Annotated in this window: 12 protein-coding genes; 5 read left to right on the top strand and 7 right to left on the bottom strand. The window is 67.2% G+C overall.

Translation table 11 applies throughout. From position 1 onward, the window contains the following. The first annotated feature begins 167 nt into the window (after nucleotides 1–167). Nucleotides 168–485 carry a hypothetical protein gene (locus tag RSPPHO_RS12335; protein ID WP_041795379.1) on the top strand — a complete coding sequence of 106 codons (318 nt, stop codon included), beginning with the start codon at nucleotides 168–170 and terminating at the stop codon, nucleotides 483–485. A gap of 84 nt (nucleotides 486–569) precedes the next feature. Here RSPPHO_RS12335 and RSPPHO_RS12330 read toward each other — a convergent pair whose 3' ends face one another. Next, nucleotides 570–1,907 carry an ABC1 kinase family protein gene (locus RSPPHO_RS12330; RefSeq protein ID WP_041795376.1) on the bottom strand — a complete coding sequence of 446 codons (1,338 nt, stop codon included), beginning with the start codon at nucleotides 1,905–1,907 and terminating at the stop codon, nucleotides 570–572. A gap of 201 nt (nucleotides 1,908–2,108) precedes the next feature. Here RSPPHO_RS12330 and RSPPHO_RS12325 point away from each other — a divergent pair, with 201 nt between their 5' ends. Genes RSPPHO_RS12325 through RSPPHO_RS12315 form a run of 3 tightly spaced genes read left to right on the top strand, consistent with a single transcriptional unit; the run spans nucleotide 2,109 to nucleotide 5,881 of the window. Beyond that, nucleotides 2,109–2,381, top strand: a complete 273-nt coding sequence (locus tag RSPPHO_RS12325) for a sarcosine oxidase subunit delta (RefSeq protein WP_041797349.1) — start codon at nucleotides 2,109–2,111, stop codon at nucleotides 2,379–2,381. Continuing rightward, nucleotides 2,378–5,236, top strand: a complete 2,859-nt coding sequence (locus RSPPHO_RS12320) for a glycine cleavage T C-terminal barrel domain-containing protein (protein ID WP_014415564.1) — start codon at nucleotides 2,378–2,380, stop codon at nucleotides 5,234–5,236. The genes RSPPHO_RS12325 and RSPPHO_RS12320 overlap by 4 nt, the downstream gene beginning before the upstream one ends. A gap of 3 nt (nucleotides 5,237–5,239) precedes the next feature. Then, nucleotides 5,240–5,881 (top strand): sarcosine oxidase subunit gamma, encoded by a 642-nt coding sequence (locus RSPPHO_RS12315; protein ID WP_014415563.1) that lies wholly within the window; start codon nucleotides 5,240–5,242, stop codon nucleotides 5,879–5,881. A 63-nt stretch (nucleotides 5,882–5,944) separates the two neighbouring features. On the opposite strand, the gene ligA is transcribed toward RSPPHO_RS12315, so the two are convergent. From ligA to RSPPHO_RS12295, 4 genes are all read right to left on the bottom strand, one after another. Continuing rightward, a complete protein-coding gene (gene ligA, locus RSPPHO_RS12310) occupies nucleotides 5,945–8,041 on the bottom strand; it encodes an NAD-dependent DNA ligase LigA (protein WP_041795375.1) in 2,097 nt (698 codons plus the stop codon). Between the two features lie 82 nt (nucleotides 8,042–8,123). Further along, on the bottom strand, nucleotides 8,124–9,803 hold the full coding sequence (recN, locus tag RSPPHO_RS12305; RefSeq protein ID WP_014415561.1) for a DNA repair protein RecN: 1,680 nt from the start codon (nucleotides 9,801–9,803) through the stop codon (nucleotides 8,124–8,126). Between the two features lie 13 nt (nucleotides 9,804–9,816). Beyond that, the gene (locus RSPPHO_RS12300; protein WP_041795373.1) at nucleotides 9,817–10,638 is read right to left on the bottom strand and encodes an outer membrane protein assembly factor BamD; all 822 of its coding nucleotides are present in this window, start codon (nucleotides 10,636–10,638) and stop codon (nucleotides 9,817–9,819) included. 197 nt (nucleotides 10,639–10,835) lie between these two features. Continuing rightward, a complete protein-coding gene (locus RSPPHO_RS12295) occupies nucleotides 10,836–11,120 on the bottom strand; it encodes a rubredoxin (protein WP_041795371.1) in 285 nt (94 codons plus the stop codon). Between the two features lie 280 nt (nucleotides 11,121–11,400). Here RSPPHO_RS12295 and RSPPHO_RS12290 point away from each other — a divergent pair, with 280 nt between their 5' ends. Then, the gene (locus RSPPHO_RS12290; RefSeq protein WP_041795369.1) at nucleotides 11,401–11,811 is read left to right on the top strand and encodes a DUF302 domain-containing protein; all 411 of its coding nucleotides are present in this window, start codon (nucleotides 11,401–11,403) and stop codon (nucleotides 11,809–11,811) included. A gap of 139 nt (nucleotides 11,812–11,950) precedes the next feature. On the opposite strand, the gene RSPPHO_RS12285 is transcribed toward RSPPHO_RS12290, so the two are convergent. Next, nucleotides 11,951–12,211 carry a DUF1150 family protein gene (locus tag RSPPHO_RS12285; RefSeq protein ID WP_014415557.1) on the bottom strand — a complete coding sequence of 87 codons (261 nt, stop codon included), beginning with the start codon at nucleotides 12,209–12,211 and terminating at the stop codon, nucleotides 11,951–11,953. Between the two features lie 33 nt (nucleotides 12,212–12,244). Further along, a complete protein-coding gene (locus RSPPHO_RS12280; protein WP_041795368.1) occupies nucleotides 12,245–12,709 on the bottom strand; it encodes an Hsp20 family protein in 465 nt (154 codons plus the stop codon). Nucleotides 12,710–13,067: the final 358 nt, after the last annotated feature.

Here is a 13,067-nt window from a genome sequence, read left to right as displayed (position 1 = left end):
GACCCCTCCCTTCCTAGGATCGGCCTCAACGCCTTGACCGCTGGTGGAGAAGTTCTCGGCACCCCGTCTTTCCCCCACGATCCTGTGGCTTGCATCCCCCCTGCCCGCCCCCGATACTGACTAGGCACCATCCCGAGCCCGGGTGACTCATGCCCTACCCCAGATGCATGCCTTCGTTCCCCACCAGCATTGCGGTCCGCCTCACCCTCCTCGTCCTGCTGATTTCGTCCGGTTTCTACCTGTTTTTGGTGCTGGTGTTCGGCGCGCGAATGAAGGCCGACATTGAGACGCTGGCGTCCTCGCACCTGCTGGTCATCGCCCGGTACGCCGCCCAGGACATCGAAAGCGACGTAATCCGCCGCCACGATTTCCTGGCCGATCTGGCCCGCCGGGCACCGCACGCCCCGGCCGATTGGCCTCGCTGGGCGGAGGAGATCGCTGACACGGGCCAATTGTTTCCCTATGGGGTGTTCGTGCTCGAATAAAAGAAAGTGGAGGTCTGGAGGCGTCAGCCTCCAGGTGGGGTCCGGGGCGACAGCCCCGGCGTCACCGAGACGAAGTGCCCCCCCTCAGACCAGACCGGCTTCGGCCAAGGCGATAGCTTGGCGGTGGGCGAGGGCGTCGGCGTCGAAGGTGCCGATGATTTCGTGGAACATCTGGTACCAGTTGATATGGGCATCCAGGTGCCAAAAGACGCTGCCCAGGCCAATGGCGGCGCGGTCCATGAGCACGAACTCGCGCGGCGGCTTGATGCCGCCGATGGCCTTGAGATCCGCGTGAACCTTTTCGGCCACTTTGCGACCAATCTGCCCGCCCGAGGGCATGTCCTCGCGGATGATCCGCAGGCGGTCTTCGAGCAGGGGGCCGTAGATGAAGCGGGCCCACTGGTTGAGAATGTCAATCATCTCCCGGCTGAGATTGCCAAAGCCCCAGCATTCATAGGCGTGCACCGCGCGGTCGGCATCGTTGTCGCGAAGGGCGAAGTACAGGTCGATCACGCCTTTGACAAAGGTCGGGTTGAACACGCGGATGGCGCCGAAGTCCATCAGGTTCAAGGAGAGGTCTTCGCGCACCGTGTAGTTGCCTAGATGCGGGTCGCCGTGGATCACGCCATAGTCGTAGAACGGCACATACCACGCCCGGAACATATGATAGGCGATGGTGTTGCGCTCTTCCTGGCTATGGTTGGCAAAGTCGAGCAAACGGGCGCCGTCGAGCCAAGTCATGGTCAGCAGGCGATCGGTGCTGAGATCGGCCAGGGGCTCGGGCACGTGGACCGCCGGCTCGCTGGCGAGCATGTGGCGATAGAGCCGCATGTTGCGGGCTTCGCGGCTGTAGTCCAGTTCCTCGCGCAGGCGGTCGCCGAGTTCGGCGTGCAGGTCGCTGGGGTCGATGGCGCCATCGTAGCGGCGGTACAGGCTGATAAACACCTTGAGCTGGCGCAGGTCGGCGTCCACCACCGAGGCCATGTCGGGGTACTGGAGCTTGCAGGCCAGCGCCTGACCCTCCAGGCTTTCGGCCCGGTGGACCTGCCCTAAGGAGGCCGCGGCGGCGGCTTCGTGCTCGAAGCGGCCAAAGCGGCTTTCCCAACTGGGCCCCAGTTCGGCGGTCATGCGGCGCTTGACGAAGGGCCAGCCCATGCGCGGGGCGTCGGCTTGCAACTGGGCCAGTTCGTTGATGTATTCTTGCGGCAGGGCGTCGGGAATCGTCGAGAGGATCTGGGCCACCTTCATCAAGGGCCCCTTCAAACCGCCCAGGGCCTGACGCAGATCGGCGGCGCGCCGGGCGTCGTCGCCCTTGAGGCCAAGGACCCGCTCCCCAGCGGCGCGGACGGCAAGGGTCCCCATCGAGGTGGAAACGCGGGCATAACGCTTGACGCGCCCGCCCAGGGTGTTGGTCTCGGTCATGGTGGTTGGCTTCCTCTGGTGGTCAGGGCACATGGGGGGGGCTCGGCCCGGGGGTAACGCGGGGGCTGTCGCCCCCGGGCCCCACCTGGGGGCGATGCCCCAGACCCCCCTTTTTCCCGGACCCCGCCTGGGGCGATGCCCCAGACCCCCTTTTTCTTTTGTTTATTCTTTGTTTTGTCTGCGGCCCGGTTGGAGCCTTTCATGAAACTCATGCCCTGTCCCCTCAATGGCCCGCGCAACATTTCGGAGTTCAGCTACGGTGGCGAGGTGCGCGAGCGTCCGGCGCCGGGAGCCGATCCCGCCGATGTCGCCGACTATCTCTTTCATAAGCACAACCAACCGGAAGTAACCCGGGAGTGGTGGTGCCACATCCCCACCTCTTATTGGTTTATTGCCGAGCGCCATCTGGCCACTGATGAAATCGTGCGGACCTATCCCCCCAGCGGTCCCGCCGCGCAAGGAGACGTGTCGTGAGTGCCTCGCGCCTGCCCCCGCCGTTTGGCACCCTCGTGGATCGCGAGCGCCCGGTGACGTTTCGCTTCGAGGGCCGTCCCGTCCACGGGCTGGCCGGCGATACCATCGCCTCGGCCCTGGCCGCCCAGGGCCAGTGGATGCTCTCGCGCTCCTTCAAATACCACCGCCCTCGGGGCATGGTCTCGGCCGCCGGCCTGGAGGCCAACACCCTGGTCCAGGTCGGGGTCGAGCCCAACGTGTACGCCGATCGCCGGCCGATCACCCCGGATTTGGCGGTGACGGCGGTCAACACCTTCGGCGGCCTTGCCCTGGATGCCGGGCGTCTGATCGGCCTGCTGTCGCGCTTCATGCCGGTCGGCTTTTACTACCGCGCCTTTTTCAAGCCCAAGGGCAGTTGGAAGCTCTGGGAACCGGTGATCCGCCATCTCGCCGGCCTGGGCCGCATCGACCCCAAAACACCGCACGGCGTTTATGACAAGGCCTACCTGTTCGCCGACGTGGCGGTGGTCGGCGGCGGGCCGGCCGGTCTGGCGGCGGCTCTGGCGGCGGCCGAGGCCGGGGCCGAGGTGTTGCTGGTCGAGGAAAACCCGGTGCTGGGCGGCGCCCTCACCTATGCCCGGGCGGCTGGCGATGCCGGGCTGGTCGATCGGGTTCGCGCCCATCCCGGCATCACCGTGCTGACCGAGGCCACCTGTCAGGGGCTGTTCGCCGACCACTGGCTGTCCGTCACCCAAGGGAATCGCCTCAACAAGGTTCGGGCCAAGGCGGTGGTGATCGCCAGCGGCGCCCACGAGGTTCCCGCCGTGTTTCGCGGCAATGACCTGCCCGGCATCCTGCTGGGCTCCGCCGTGCAACGCCTGATGCGCCTGTGGGCGGTGCGCCCCGGCACCCGTGCCGTGATCCTGGCCGCCAACGACGACGCCTATGGGGTGGCCCTCGACCTCCTCGACGCTGGGGTGAGCGTGGCCGCTATCGCCGATTTGCGTCCCGATCCCGGGGCCGGCGCTTGGGTCGAAGACGTGCGGGCGCGCGGTATTCCCCTTCATCCCGGCACCACCATCGCCGAGGCCGAGGGCCGCAATGCCCGGGTGGCGGCGGTACGGTTGGCGCCGGTGACTGGCCCCGGCCGCTTCGGCCCAGCGGGCCCGCCGTTGGCCTGCGATCTGGTGGCGGTGTCGGTCGGCTACGGTCCCTTGACTCAGTTGCTGACCCAAGGCGGCGCCCAGGTCCTGCCCGACCCTGACACCTTCATGCCCCGGGTCAAGGCCACCCCGGCCGGCTTGTATGCGGCCGGCTCGGTCAACGGCGTGTGGGCTCCGGCGGCGGTCGAGCGCGACGGGGCGCGGGCCGGTCGGGCGGCGGCGGCCCATACCGGATTCGCGGTAACGGTGCCCGACGCGGTGGCGCCCGATGACGCCGGCCTGACTTGGCCTCACCCCGTGTTCCCCCATCCCGAGGGCAAGGAGTTCATCGATTTCGACGAGGACCTTCAGGTCCACGATATCGTTGAGGCCGCCGCGCTCGGCTGGGACCATATCCAGTTGCTCAAGCGCTTTTCCACGGCCGGCATGGGGCCGACCCAGGGCAAGCTGACCAACGCCCTGGTGCAAGGCTTGCTCGGCCGAGTGACCGGCACCTCGGCGCCCACGGTGGGCACCGTGACGGTGCGCCCGCCGATCACCGGCGAGAAGATCGGCCATCTGGCCGGCCGGGGCTTCGACCTCAAGCGCCTGACGCCGCTGCATCATCGGCACCAGGCCCTCGGCGCCACCATGATGGTGGCCGGGACTTGGATGCGTCCGGCCCATTATGGTCCCGATCTGGCCACCGCGATTCCTGCCGAGGTGCGGGCAGCGCGCACCGACGCGGCCCTGATCGACGTTTCGACCCTGGGCAAGCTGGAGGTGCGCGGCCCCGATGCCGCCCGCTTCCTGGAGCGGATCTATACCTGGACCTATGAAAAGCTCGCCGTCGGCCGGGTGCGCTATGCCCTGATGCTCGACGAGACCGGGGCGATCATCGACGACGGCGTGGCCGCCCGCCTGCACGAGCAGCACTTCTACGTCACCGCCACCACCGGCGGCGTGGACCGGGTCTATCGTCTGATGACCTTTTTTAATGCCCAATGGCGGCTGCGGGTCGATATCGCCCAGGTCACGGCGGCCTTTGCCGGCCTCAGCCTGCTGGGGCCCCGGTCGCGCGCGCTGCTGGCCGAGGGGGGCACCGACATCGACCTCGCCCCCGAGGCTTTCCCCTACCTTGGGGTGCGGACTGGCACGGTGGCCGGGATCCCGGCCCGGGTCATGCGCCTCGGCTTCGGCGGCGAACTGGGCTACGAGATCCACGTGCCGTCCAGCCAGGGCGCGGCGTTGTGGGACGCGCTGGCCGCCCGTGGGGCGCGTCCGGTTGGCGTCGAGGCCCAGCGCGTGTTGCGCCTGGAAAAAGGCCACATCATCGTCGGCCAGGACACCGACTCCCTGACCCACCCCCTGGAAGCCGACATGACCTGGGCCGTGGGGCGCAAGAAGGCCGATTTCTTGGGCAAGGCCGCCCTCGAGGCCCTGGAAGCCCGGCCGCAAACCCGTCGCCTCGTCGGCTTCGAGCTGGCACCGGATGCTCCGGTAATCCCCAAGGAAAACCATCTGGTGATCGAAGACGGTGCGCTGGCCGGCCGTGTGACCTCCATTGCCCTGTCGCCCACCCTGGGCAAGGTTATCGGTCTCGCCTTTGTCCCGCCCGAGCGGGCGACCCCGGGCACCGCTTTCACCATCCGGGCTGAGGGCGGCGTCCTGGTCAGCGCCACCGTGGTTGCGCCGCCGTTCTATGATCCCGACAACGCCCGCCAGGAGATGTGAGCCATGCGCGTGAGTTTTGTCAGCGCTCCCCTTGCCGCGCTCGGCGCCCAGCCCGAGCCGGTGGGCGAGGCCCTGGTCGTGCTGGCGGTGCCCGGCGAGGATCCCAACGCCGCCGTCACCTTGACCGATTGCTCCCCTTTTGCCCGCACCGGTTTCAAGGGCGCCGATACCCCGGCGTGGCTGGCCGCCCAGGGGGTTGATCTGCCCGAGGCTCCCAATCAGGCGCGGCGCCAAGCCGATGGGGCCTTGGTGGCGCGGCTGTCGGCAGGCGAGGTTTTGATCCTTGATCCTCCGGGGGCCGCGCTTGGTCTGTCGGCCCGCTTGACCCAGGCTTGGGGCTGGGAGGCTGGTTTGTGCTTCCCGGTGCCGCGCCAGGATACCCATGCGTGGTTTCGGTTGGCCGGTCCGGCGCTGCCCGCTTTGATGGCCAAGCTGTGCGCTGTTGATCTACGTCCTCGGGCTTTCGCCGATGGGGCTGTTGCCCAGACTTCGGTCGCCCGGCACTCGGCGATTGTTGTGCGCGACGGTGGGGCGTTTCATCTGTTGGCCGACAGTGCCTCGGCGGAGACGCTGTGGGGTTTTCTGGGGGAGGCGCTGGGGGAGTTTGGCGGGGGGGTGACGGGGGCGCGGGGGCTCGTTTCCTAGTGTCGAGAGGTAGAGAGAAAAAGGAAGGCTGGGGAGGCTTGCCTCCCCAGACCCCTCGGTTGGTTAGGGGGAGGGGAGGGCTTTGAAGTCCTCTTCGCTTAAGAGCGTGAGGCCCAGGTCGCGGGCCTTGGTTTCTTTGCTGCCGGCGTCGGCGCCGACCACGACGTAGTCGGTTTTGGCTGAGACGGTGCTGGTGACCTTGGCGCCCAGCGCCAGGGCCTTGGCCTTGGCCTCGGCGCGGGTCAGGGTTGCCAAGGTGCCGGTGAAGACGATGGTTTTGCCGGCCAGGGCCCCCGATTGGACGGGCGCGGCGGCCGGGGTGACGACGAGGCCGGTGGCCAGCAGGGCGTCGAGGGCCTCGGTGTTATGGGGCTCGGCGAAAAAGGCCACGAGGTCGCGGGCCAGGGCCGGGCCGACCCCTTCAATGCCAATGAGGCCGGCATGGGCGGGGCCGGTCTCGTCGGCGGCCTCGATCATGGCGGCGCGCCAGCGTTCCAAGGTGGTGTAGTGCTGGGCCAGGAGACGGGCGGTGGCTTGGCCGACCTGAGGAATGCCCAGCGCGAAGATAAAGCGCTCCAGCGGCACCCCGGCCCGGCGCTGGTTGAGGGCGTCGAACAGGTTGGCCACCGACTTGGGGCCCCAGCCCTCGCGGGCTTGCAAGCGCTTGAGATTGGTCGGGGCGCGGTCGCGTTCTTCCAGGGTGAAGAGGTCGGCCGGGGCGCGCACCAAGCCCTCTTGGTAAAACTCCTCCAAGGAACGCTCGCCCAGGCCTTCGATATCCAAGGCGTTGCGCGAGACGAAGTGTTTGAGGCGTTCCACCGCCTGGGCCGGGCAGGTGAGACCGCCGGTGCAGCGCCGGGCGACCTCGCCCTCGGGCCGCACCGCATGCGCGCCGCAGACCGGGCAGGTCTCGGGAAAGACGAAGGGGGCGAGATCGGCCGGCCGCTCGTGGGCCAGCGAGGCAACCACCTGGGGGATCACGTCGCCGGCCCGGCGCACCAGTACCCGGTCGCCCTCGCGGATGTCTTTGCGGCGGATTTCGTCCTCGTTGTGCAAGGTGGCGCGGCTGACCACCACGCCGCCCACCGTGACGGGCTCCAACTCGGCAACCGGGGTCAAGGTGCCGGTGCGGCCGACCTGGATGACGATCTTGTTGATCCGGGTTTCCACTTCCTCGGCCGGGAACTTGCGGGCGATGCCCCAGCGCGGGGCGCGGCTCACGGTGCCCAGGCGCTGTTGCCAATCGAGCCGGTCCACTTTGAACACCACGCCGTCGATGTCGTGATCAAGGTCGGCGCGCTGGTGGGCCAGGGCGGCGGTGGCGGCCAGCAGGGCCGGCACGTCGGGGCACAGGCAAGCCAGGGGGTGAACCGGGAACCCCCAAACCCTCAATTGTTCTAGAAAAGCGTTCTGGGTGAGGAGCCCGGTGTCCAGCCCTTCGGCCTCGCCCGCAGCATAGGCGTAGAGGCTCAAGGGGCGCTCGGCGGTGATGGCCGGGTTGAGCTGGCGCAAGGAGCCGGCCGCCGCGTTGCGGGGGTTGGCGAATATCTTGGCGCCGGCCGCCGCTTGGCGCTCATTGAGGGCCCGGAAGTCGCCCTTGCGCATGAACACCTCGCCGCGAATCTCAAGAACGCTGGGGAGGTGATCGCCGCGCAGGGTTTGGGGCAGGTCGGCCAAGGTGGCGAGGTTGGCGGTGATATCTTCACCGGTCGTGCCGTCGCCGCGCGTGGCACCGCGCACGTAGCGGCCGTTTTCGTAGCGAGCCGAGAACGACAGGCCGTCGATCTTGGGCTCGGCGACGTAGGCCACGGTATCGTCGTCGCCCAGGCCTAAGAAGCGCCGGATGCGGGCATCAAACTCGCGCACCTCGTCGTCGCTAAAGGCGTTGGCCAGCGACAGCATGGGCACAACGTGCCGCACGCTGGCAAACCCGTCGGCGACCGTCCCACTCACCCGGTCGCTGGGGCTGTCCAGACGCTTGAGCCCGGGAAAGCGGACCTCAAGATCAAGTAAACGTTGGCGTAAGACATCGTACTCGCCATCACTGATCTCGGGCGCATTTTTTTCGTAGTACAAACGGTCGTGGTGGGCCAGCGCCTGCACCAGCCGAACCATTTCAGCGTCGGCCTCCTCGGCCGTCATCAAGGCTACGTCGGCCATGGCGCTCCTCCAAACCTCTGCTTGATTTTTCCTGAAGAATGGAGAGGTCCGGGGCGGCCCCGCCACCGCAGCCTTCCTTTTTTTATCCCGTCGCCGCCAGCAAGTCCGCCGCCGCCGCCCGGGCTGCCCCCGTCACCTCGGCCCCCGCCAACATGCGGGCGATCTCCTCCAAGCGCTGCTCATCGGAGAGAACGCTGACCGTGGTGCCGGGCAGCCCGTCGTCGCGCTGGCTCTTGCTCACCCGGTAATGCGTCTGTCCGCGTGCCGCCACCTGCGGCGAGTGGGTGACGACCAGAACCTGAACCGCTTGCCCCAGCCGGGCCAACCGCTCGCCGACCGCCGCAGCCGTGGCACCGCCAATCCCGGCATCGACCTCGTCGAAGACCAAGGTAGAGACTTCGCCATCGGCGGCAAGAACGACCTTGAGAGCCAGCATGAAACGGGACAACTCGCCGCCACTCGCCACCTTGTGAAGCGGCCCGGGATCGGCGCCCGGGTTGGTGGCGACCAAGAAGGTGACGCGGTCAAGGCCCCGCGGCCCCCACTGGTCCTCGGGCTGATCCTCAACTCGGGTCTGAAAGCGAGCCTTTTCCAGTTTGAGCGGGGCCAACTCGGCGGCGATCGCGGCGTCGAGGGCGGCCGCCGCAGCGCGGCGCACCGTCGAGAGAGCGCGGGCGGCGGCCAGATAGGCGGTGCGGGCCTGATCCTCGGCCCGGCGCAGGTCATCAAGGCGTGCGTCCTCGCCGTCCAAGCTTTCCAGGCCCTGTTCGGCCTCGGCCAGCAAGTCGGGCAGGGCCTCGACGGTCACGCCGTGCTTGCGGGCTTGGCCGCGCAGGGCGAACAGGCGTTCCTCAACGGTTTCAAGCCGCCGTGGGTCCATGTCGAGGCGGTTGATGATGCTCTCAAGGCCGGCGCGGGCCTCGGCCAGTTCAACGGCGGCCCGATCCAGACCCTGCACCACGGGCTCAAGCACGGTCCCGGCCAGGGGGGTAACGCGGTCCAGGGCGCGCAGAGCGTGGCGCAGGGTGCCCTCGACGTCGGCGGAGCCACTGAGGGCGGCGAGCGCCCCGCTCAGGCCCTCGGCCAGCTTCTCGCCGTTTTGCAAAAAGCTGCGTTCCTCGGCCAACTGCTCTTCTTCGCCCGGCTGGGGGGCCAGGGCGCGCAGGTCCTCGACGGTGGCGCGCAGCAGGTCTTCCTCGGCGCGGGCCCGGGCCAGGACCGCCTCGGCGTCGGCGCGGGCGCGGGCGGCGGCGCGCCAAGCGCCATGGGCCTCGGTGGTGGCGGCGACGGCCGGTGCCGTGGCGGGGCCGAAGGCATCGAGCACCGGGCCGTGCCGGTTGGGGTCGAGCAGGCCGTGACTTTCAAACTGGCCATGCACTTCGACGAGGGAGCGTCCCAGGGTTTTAAGCAAGCTGGCGCTGGTCGCCTGATCGTTGACAAAGGCCCGGCTGCGGCCATCGGCATTGACCACGCGGCGGACCATGACCGGCTCGCCCGGGTCGGCCTCCAGGCCGGCTTCGGCCAGGACAAGGCGGGCCGGGTGGTCGGGGGCCAAGGTAAAGCCGGCGGTGACGCTCAGTTTGTCGGCGCCCTTGCGCACGAGCGCGCTGTCGGCCCGGCCGCCCAAGGCGAGGGACACGCTATCGAGCAAGATGGACTTGCCAGCGCCGGTTTCGCCGGTCAGCACGCCCAGGCCGGGGCCGAAGGTGAGGTCCAGACGTTCGATCAGCACCACATCGCGGATCGAGAGGAAGGTGAGCATGCTCCGCCCCGGACTACAACCAGCCCGTTAGGGCATCGTACCAGGAGGAATCGTCTTGGCCGCCTTGGTCGGGCTGCCGGCCGGCAACCAGGGCATAGGCGTCGCGATACCAGTCGCTGCCGGGGAAGTTGTGGCCGAGAACGGCGGCAATGCGCTTGGCTTCGTCGGGCAGGCCCAAGATGGTGTTGATTTCCACCAGACGGTAGAGCGCCTCGGCCACGTGGGTGGTCTGGTCGTAATTGTTGACGACCATGGAGAACCGGTTGAGCGCGGCGAGGTACTGGTACTTCTTCAGGTAATAGCGGCCCACGCTCATTTCCTTGCCGGCGAGGTGATCGCGGGCAAGATCGATCTTGAGGCGGGCATCGCGGGCATAGGACGTCTCGGGGAAGCGGGTCACCACGTCGCCCAGGTAGGTCATGGCTTGGCGGGTGATCTGCTGGTCGCGGCGCACGTCGCTGATTTGCTCGTAATAGCACAGACCGCGCAAATAATAAGCATAGGCGATGTCGCGGTTGCCGGGGTGCAGGTCGATAAAGCGGTTGAGGGCGACGGCCGCGTCGTCGTAGGTGCCTTTTTCGTACAAGGCATAGGCCGACATGATCTGCGCCTTGGTCGCCCAGACCGAATAGGGATGCTGGCGCTCGACCTCATCGAAGGCCTTGGAGGCTTCTTCGTAGCGGCCAGTGTTCAGCTTGTCCACGGCCTCATTATATAGCGCCTCGACCGGTCGCTCGACGTAGGCGGGCTTGTCACTGCTGCACGCCCCCAGGCTTGAGCCAAGGAGAAGCACGGCGGCCAGGGTGCGCGCAAAAAGCCTGCGGTCGGATGTCATGGGTCTGTGATCCTGGGACAAGACGCGATGCCGGGTGCTCGTCCTTTGAGAAGACGCGCGGGCGCGGACTATATCATGGGTGGGCCGGGGGGGAGGCAAGGGGCAGGGCAAGCGGGGGACTGGGTGTGGCCCGGGAAGGTCAAAAGGGAAGGCTGAGGAGGCGGGGCCTCCCCAGACCCCTCCGATCCTGGGGCATTCTAGCGCCGGGTCGGGCGAAACCAGCTCTTGGGGGTGGCGCACAACGGGCATTTCCAGGTGTCGGGCAAGGCCTCGAACGGGGTGCCCGGCGCAATCGGGTGACCGGGCTGGGCGATGTTGTCCGCATCCCCCAGGCGGGGATCGTAGATGTAGGGTTCGCAGTCGTTATTGGTGCACACCCAGCGCTGGGGCGAGTCGGCGCGGGCGGGCCAGGGCAGACCCAAGGCGGCAAGCACGCCGAGGAGCAAACGGCGGGAAAGCACGGGGGAGGCAAGGCGATCCATGGCAGTGGGGTCCCGCAGAAGGTCTCGCGGACTGGGCGATTCCCGCCGTGTCCTGGTCCAGTCTAGGAAGGCTCGGGGGCGGCCTGCCATCGCGTTTTCGTGACAAAACACCCCGCCTCAAGAAAAGGCCGGCACGGCGGGGGCTCTCTCGGCCCGGGCGTCGGGGAGAGGCAAGCAGGGAGGGAAGAGCAGTTTGGAATGGGGATAAAAGTCTTGGCAGTTCCCCCATCCTCCTCCTATCCTGGGCGTGGTCAATCCTGGAAAAGGGACCCGTCAGACCATGACCTATCACATTTCTACCGTCTATGCCGGCGGCGGCAGCTTTGCCGACGCGGTCGCCGACACCGTCGCCGCTCTGGCTGACAACGACTTTCAGGTCATCAGCACCATCGACGTCAGTCAGGTTTTGCGCGATGCCTTGGAAGCCAGCCTCAAGCCTTACGTGATCTTGGGAGCGTGCAACCCGGGATTCATGCTGCGCGACATCCACGAAGAGCCCTTGAGTGGCCTTATGCTGCCCTACAACGTGGTGGTGCGTGAAGTCGAGGACGGCGCGATCCAGATCTCGGCGATCAACCCCTTCGCCGCCATCCATCCCCTGGATCAAGCCGGGCTGCACCATGTGGCCCAGGAAGCCCAAGCCCAACTCACCCGGGTGATCGAGCGCCTGGGCATGGCCTCCGAGGAGTAGGCATCTCCCCGGACCACCGCGCCCCCGGCCCCAAGACGGGTGGCGACGGTGCGGGGCTTGTGTTTCCCGAAGAAGCCGAGGGGCCTGGGGAAGGCGCGCCTCCCCAGCCTGCCTTCTTTCCCCGGGCACACGGTGGGAGTTAGTGCACCGTCATCGGCACCATATCGTGCTGGCGGATGGCGATCTGGGCGAGATCAAGGCTGGGTGCCCAGCCGATGCGCTGGCCGTTGGCGGCATGGATGGCGTAGCCGTTGCGCACCACGCCCGGCACCTCGGGATCCACCGCTTCTTCCCCCTGGCGGACGTAAGCCACGCTGTTCAGACCCAGCGCGGCCAGTTCCTCGGTTTCCATCATCAGGGAGATGTCGGGCTGGGAGGCACGTTCCTTGGAGTCGATCATGGGTCTTCTCCCTTCGCGTTTTCCTGGCAGGTCCTAGCGGGGGGCGCGGGGTGACACGTCGATGGTGGGGGCCAACCCGGTGGAGGGCGTCTTGCCAATGGGGATGTGGCGCACCTTGGGTTCGGGCAGCGGCCGCTCCAGGTCAACATGCAGCAAGCCGTTTTCCAGGGCCGCTCGGGTGATTTCGATGCCTTCGGCCAAGACAAAGGAGCGTTGGAACTGCCGGGCAGCAATGCCCCGGTGCAGGTAAATCTTGTCGTTGTCCTCGGCCTGACGCCGGCCCCGAATGACCAACTGATTATCTTCCACCGTGACCGACAGGTCACTCTCGGCAAAGCCCGCCACCGCCAAGGTGATGCGCAGGGCTGTGTCACCGACTTGCTCGATGTTGTAGGGAGGATAACCCTCGGCCTGATTTTTCGACACACGGTCAATGACGCGCTCGAAGTGGTCGAAGCCTAGAAGAAGGGGGCTGTTGAAAACCGAAAGTCTGGTCATGGTGTCCTCTGACTCTTTCGACTGGTCGCGTCGAGATGAGCGACTCCCCATGGGGCCCGGGAACCGGCGCCCATGATTCACGGTCCCTGGTGGGCACCTTGAACCCTCTTAATGTCGGCGTGTTCGGCCCCATCGTCAAGCACCGCGCGGCTTTAGGCGTGAGGGAGGGACAACGACGAGAAATTGTGGTGCATTTTATCAAGGAGCGACAGTTTTCGAGCCCCCCGGCCGAAGAAAGCGTGGTGTTGTGCMAAAAAAGAGAGGGTGTGATCGCCGACACTTCGCCGAAAGTCATATATCCATAGTCTCGGCAAGCAAGAGGGGAGGGGCTGTTGTCCCGTCCGTGTGCAGGCCCCGC

Source organism: Pararhodospirillum photometricum DSM 122, assembly GCF_000284415.1.
Taxonomy (GTDB): domain Bacteria; phylum Pseudomonadota; class Alphaproteobacteria; order Rhodospirillales; family Rhodospirillaceae; genus Pararhodospirillum; species Pararhodospirillum photometricum.
The sequence above is the reverse complement of the archived record's forward strand: the minus strand, read 5'-3'. Positions and strand labels throughout refer to the sequence as shown.

What these genes read in the sequence shown, in the direction of transcription:
- RSPPHO_RS12280 (WP_041795368.1), bottom strand. Translation starts at nt 12,709, where the DNA reads ATGACCAGACTTTCGGTTTTCAACAGCCCCCTTCTTCTAGGCTTCGAC.
- RSPPHO_RS12285 (WP_014415557.1), bottom strand. Translation starts at nt 12,211, where the DNA reads ATGATCGACTCCAAGGAACGTGCCTCCCAGCCCGACATCTCCCTGATG.
- recN (WP_014415561.1), bottom strand. Translation starts at nt 9,803, where the DNA reads ATGCTCACCTTCCTCTCGATCCGCGATGTGGTGCTGATCGAACGTCTG.
- RSPPHO_RS12315 (WP_014415563.1), top strand. Translation starts at nt 5,240, where the DNA reads ATGCGCGTGAGTTTTGTCAGCGCTCCCCTTGCCGCGCTCGGCGCCCAG.
- RSPPHO_RS12330 (WP_041795376.1), bottom strand. Translation starts at nt 1,907, where the DNA reads ATGACCGAGACCAACACCCTGGGCGGGCGCGTCAAGCGTTATGCCCGC.
- ligA (WP_041795375.1), bottom strand. Translation starts at nt 8,041, where the DNA reads ATGGCCGACGTAGCCTTGATGACGGCCGAGGAGGCCGACGCTGAAATG.
- RSPPHO_RS12295 (WP_041795371.1), bottom strand. Translation starts at nt 11,120, where the DNA reads ATGGATCGCCTTGCCTCCCCCGTGCTTTCCCGCCGTTTGCTCCTCGGC.
- RSPPHO_RS12300 (WP_041795373.1), bottom strand. Translation starts at nt 10,638, where the DNA reads ATGACATCCGACCGCAGGCTTTTTGCGCGCACCCTGGCCGCCGTGCTT.
- RSPPHO_RS12290 (WP_041795369.1), top strand. Translation starts at nt 11,401, where the DNA reads ATGACCTATCACATTTCTACCGTCTATGCCGGCGGCGGCAGCTTTGCC.
- RSPPHO_RS12335 (WP_041795379.1), top strand. Translation starts at nt 168, where the DNA reads ATGCCTTCGTTCCCCACCAGCATTGCGGTCCGCCTCACCCTCCTCGTC.
- RSPPHO_RS12325 (WP_041797349.1), top strand. Translation starts at nt 2,109, where the DNA reads ATGAAACTCATGCCCTGTCCCCTCAATGGCCCGCGCAACATTTCGGAG.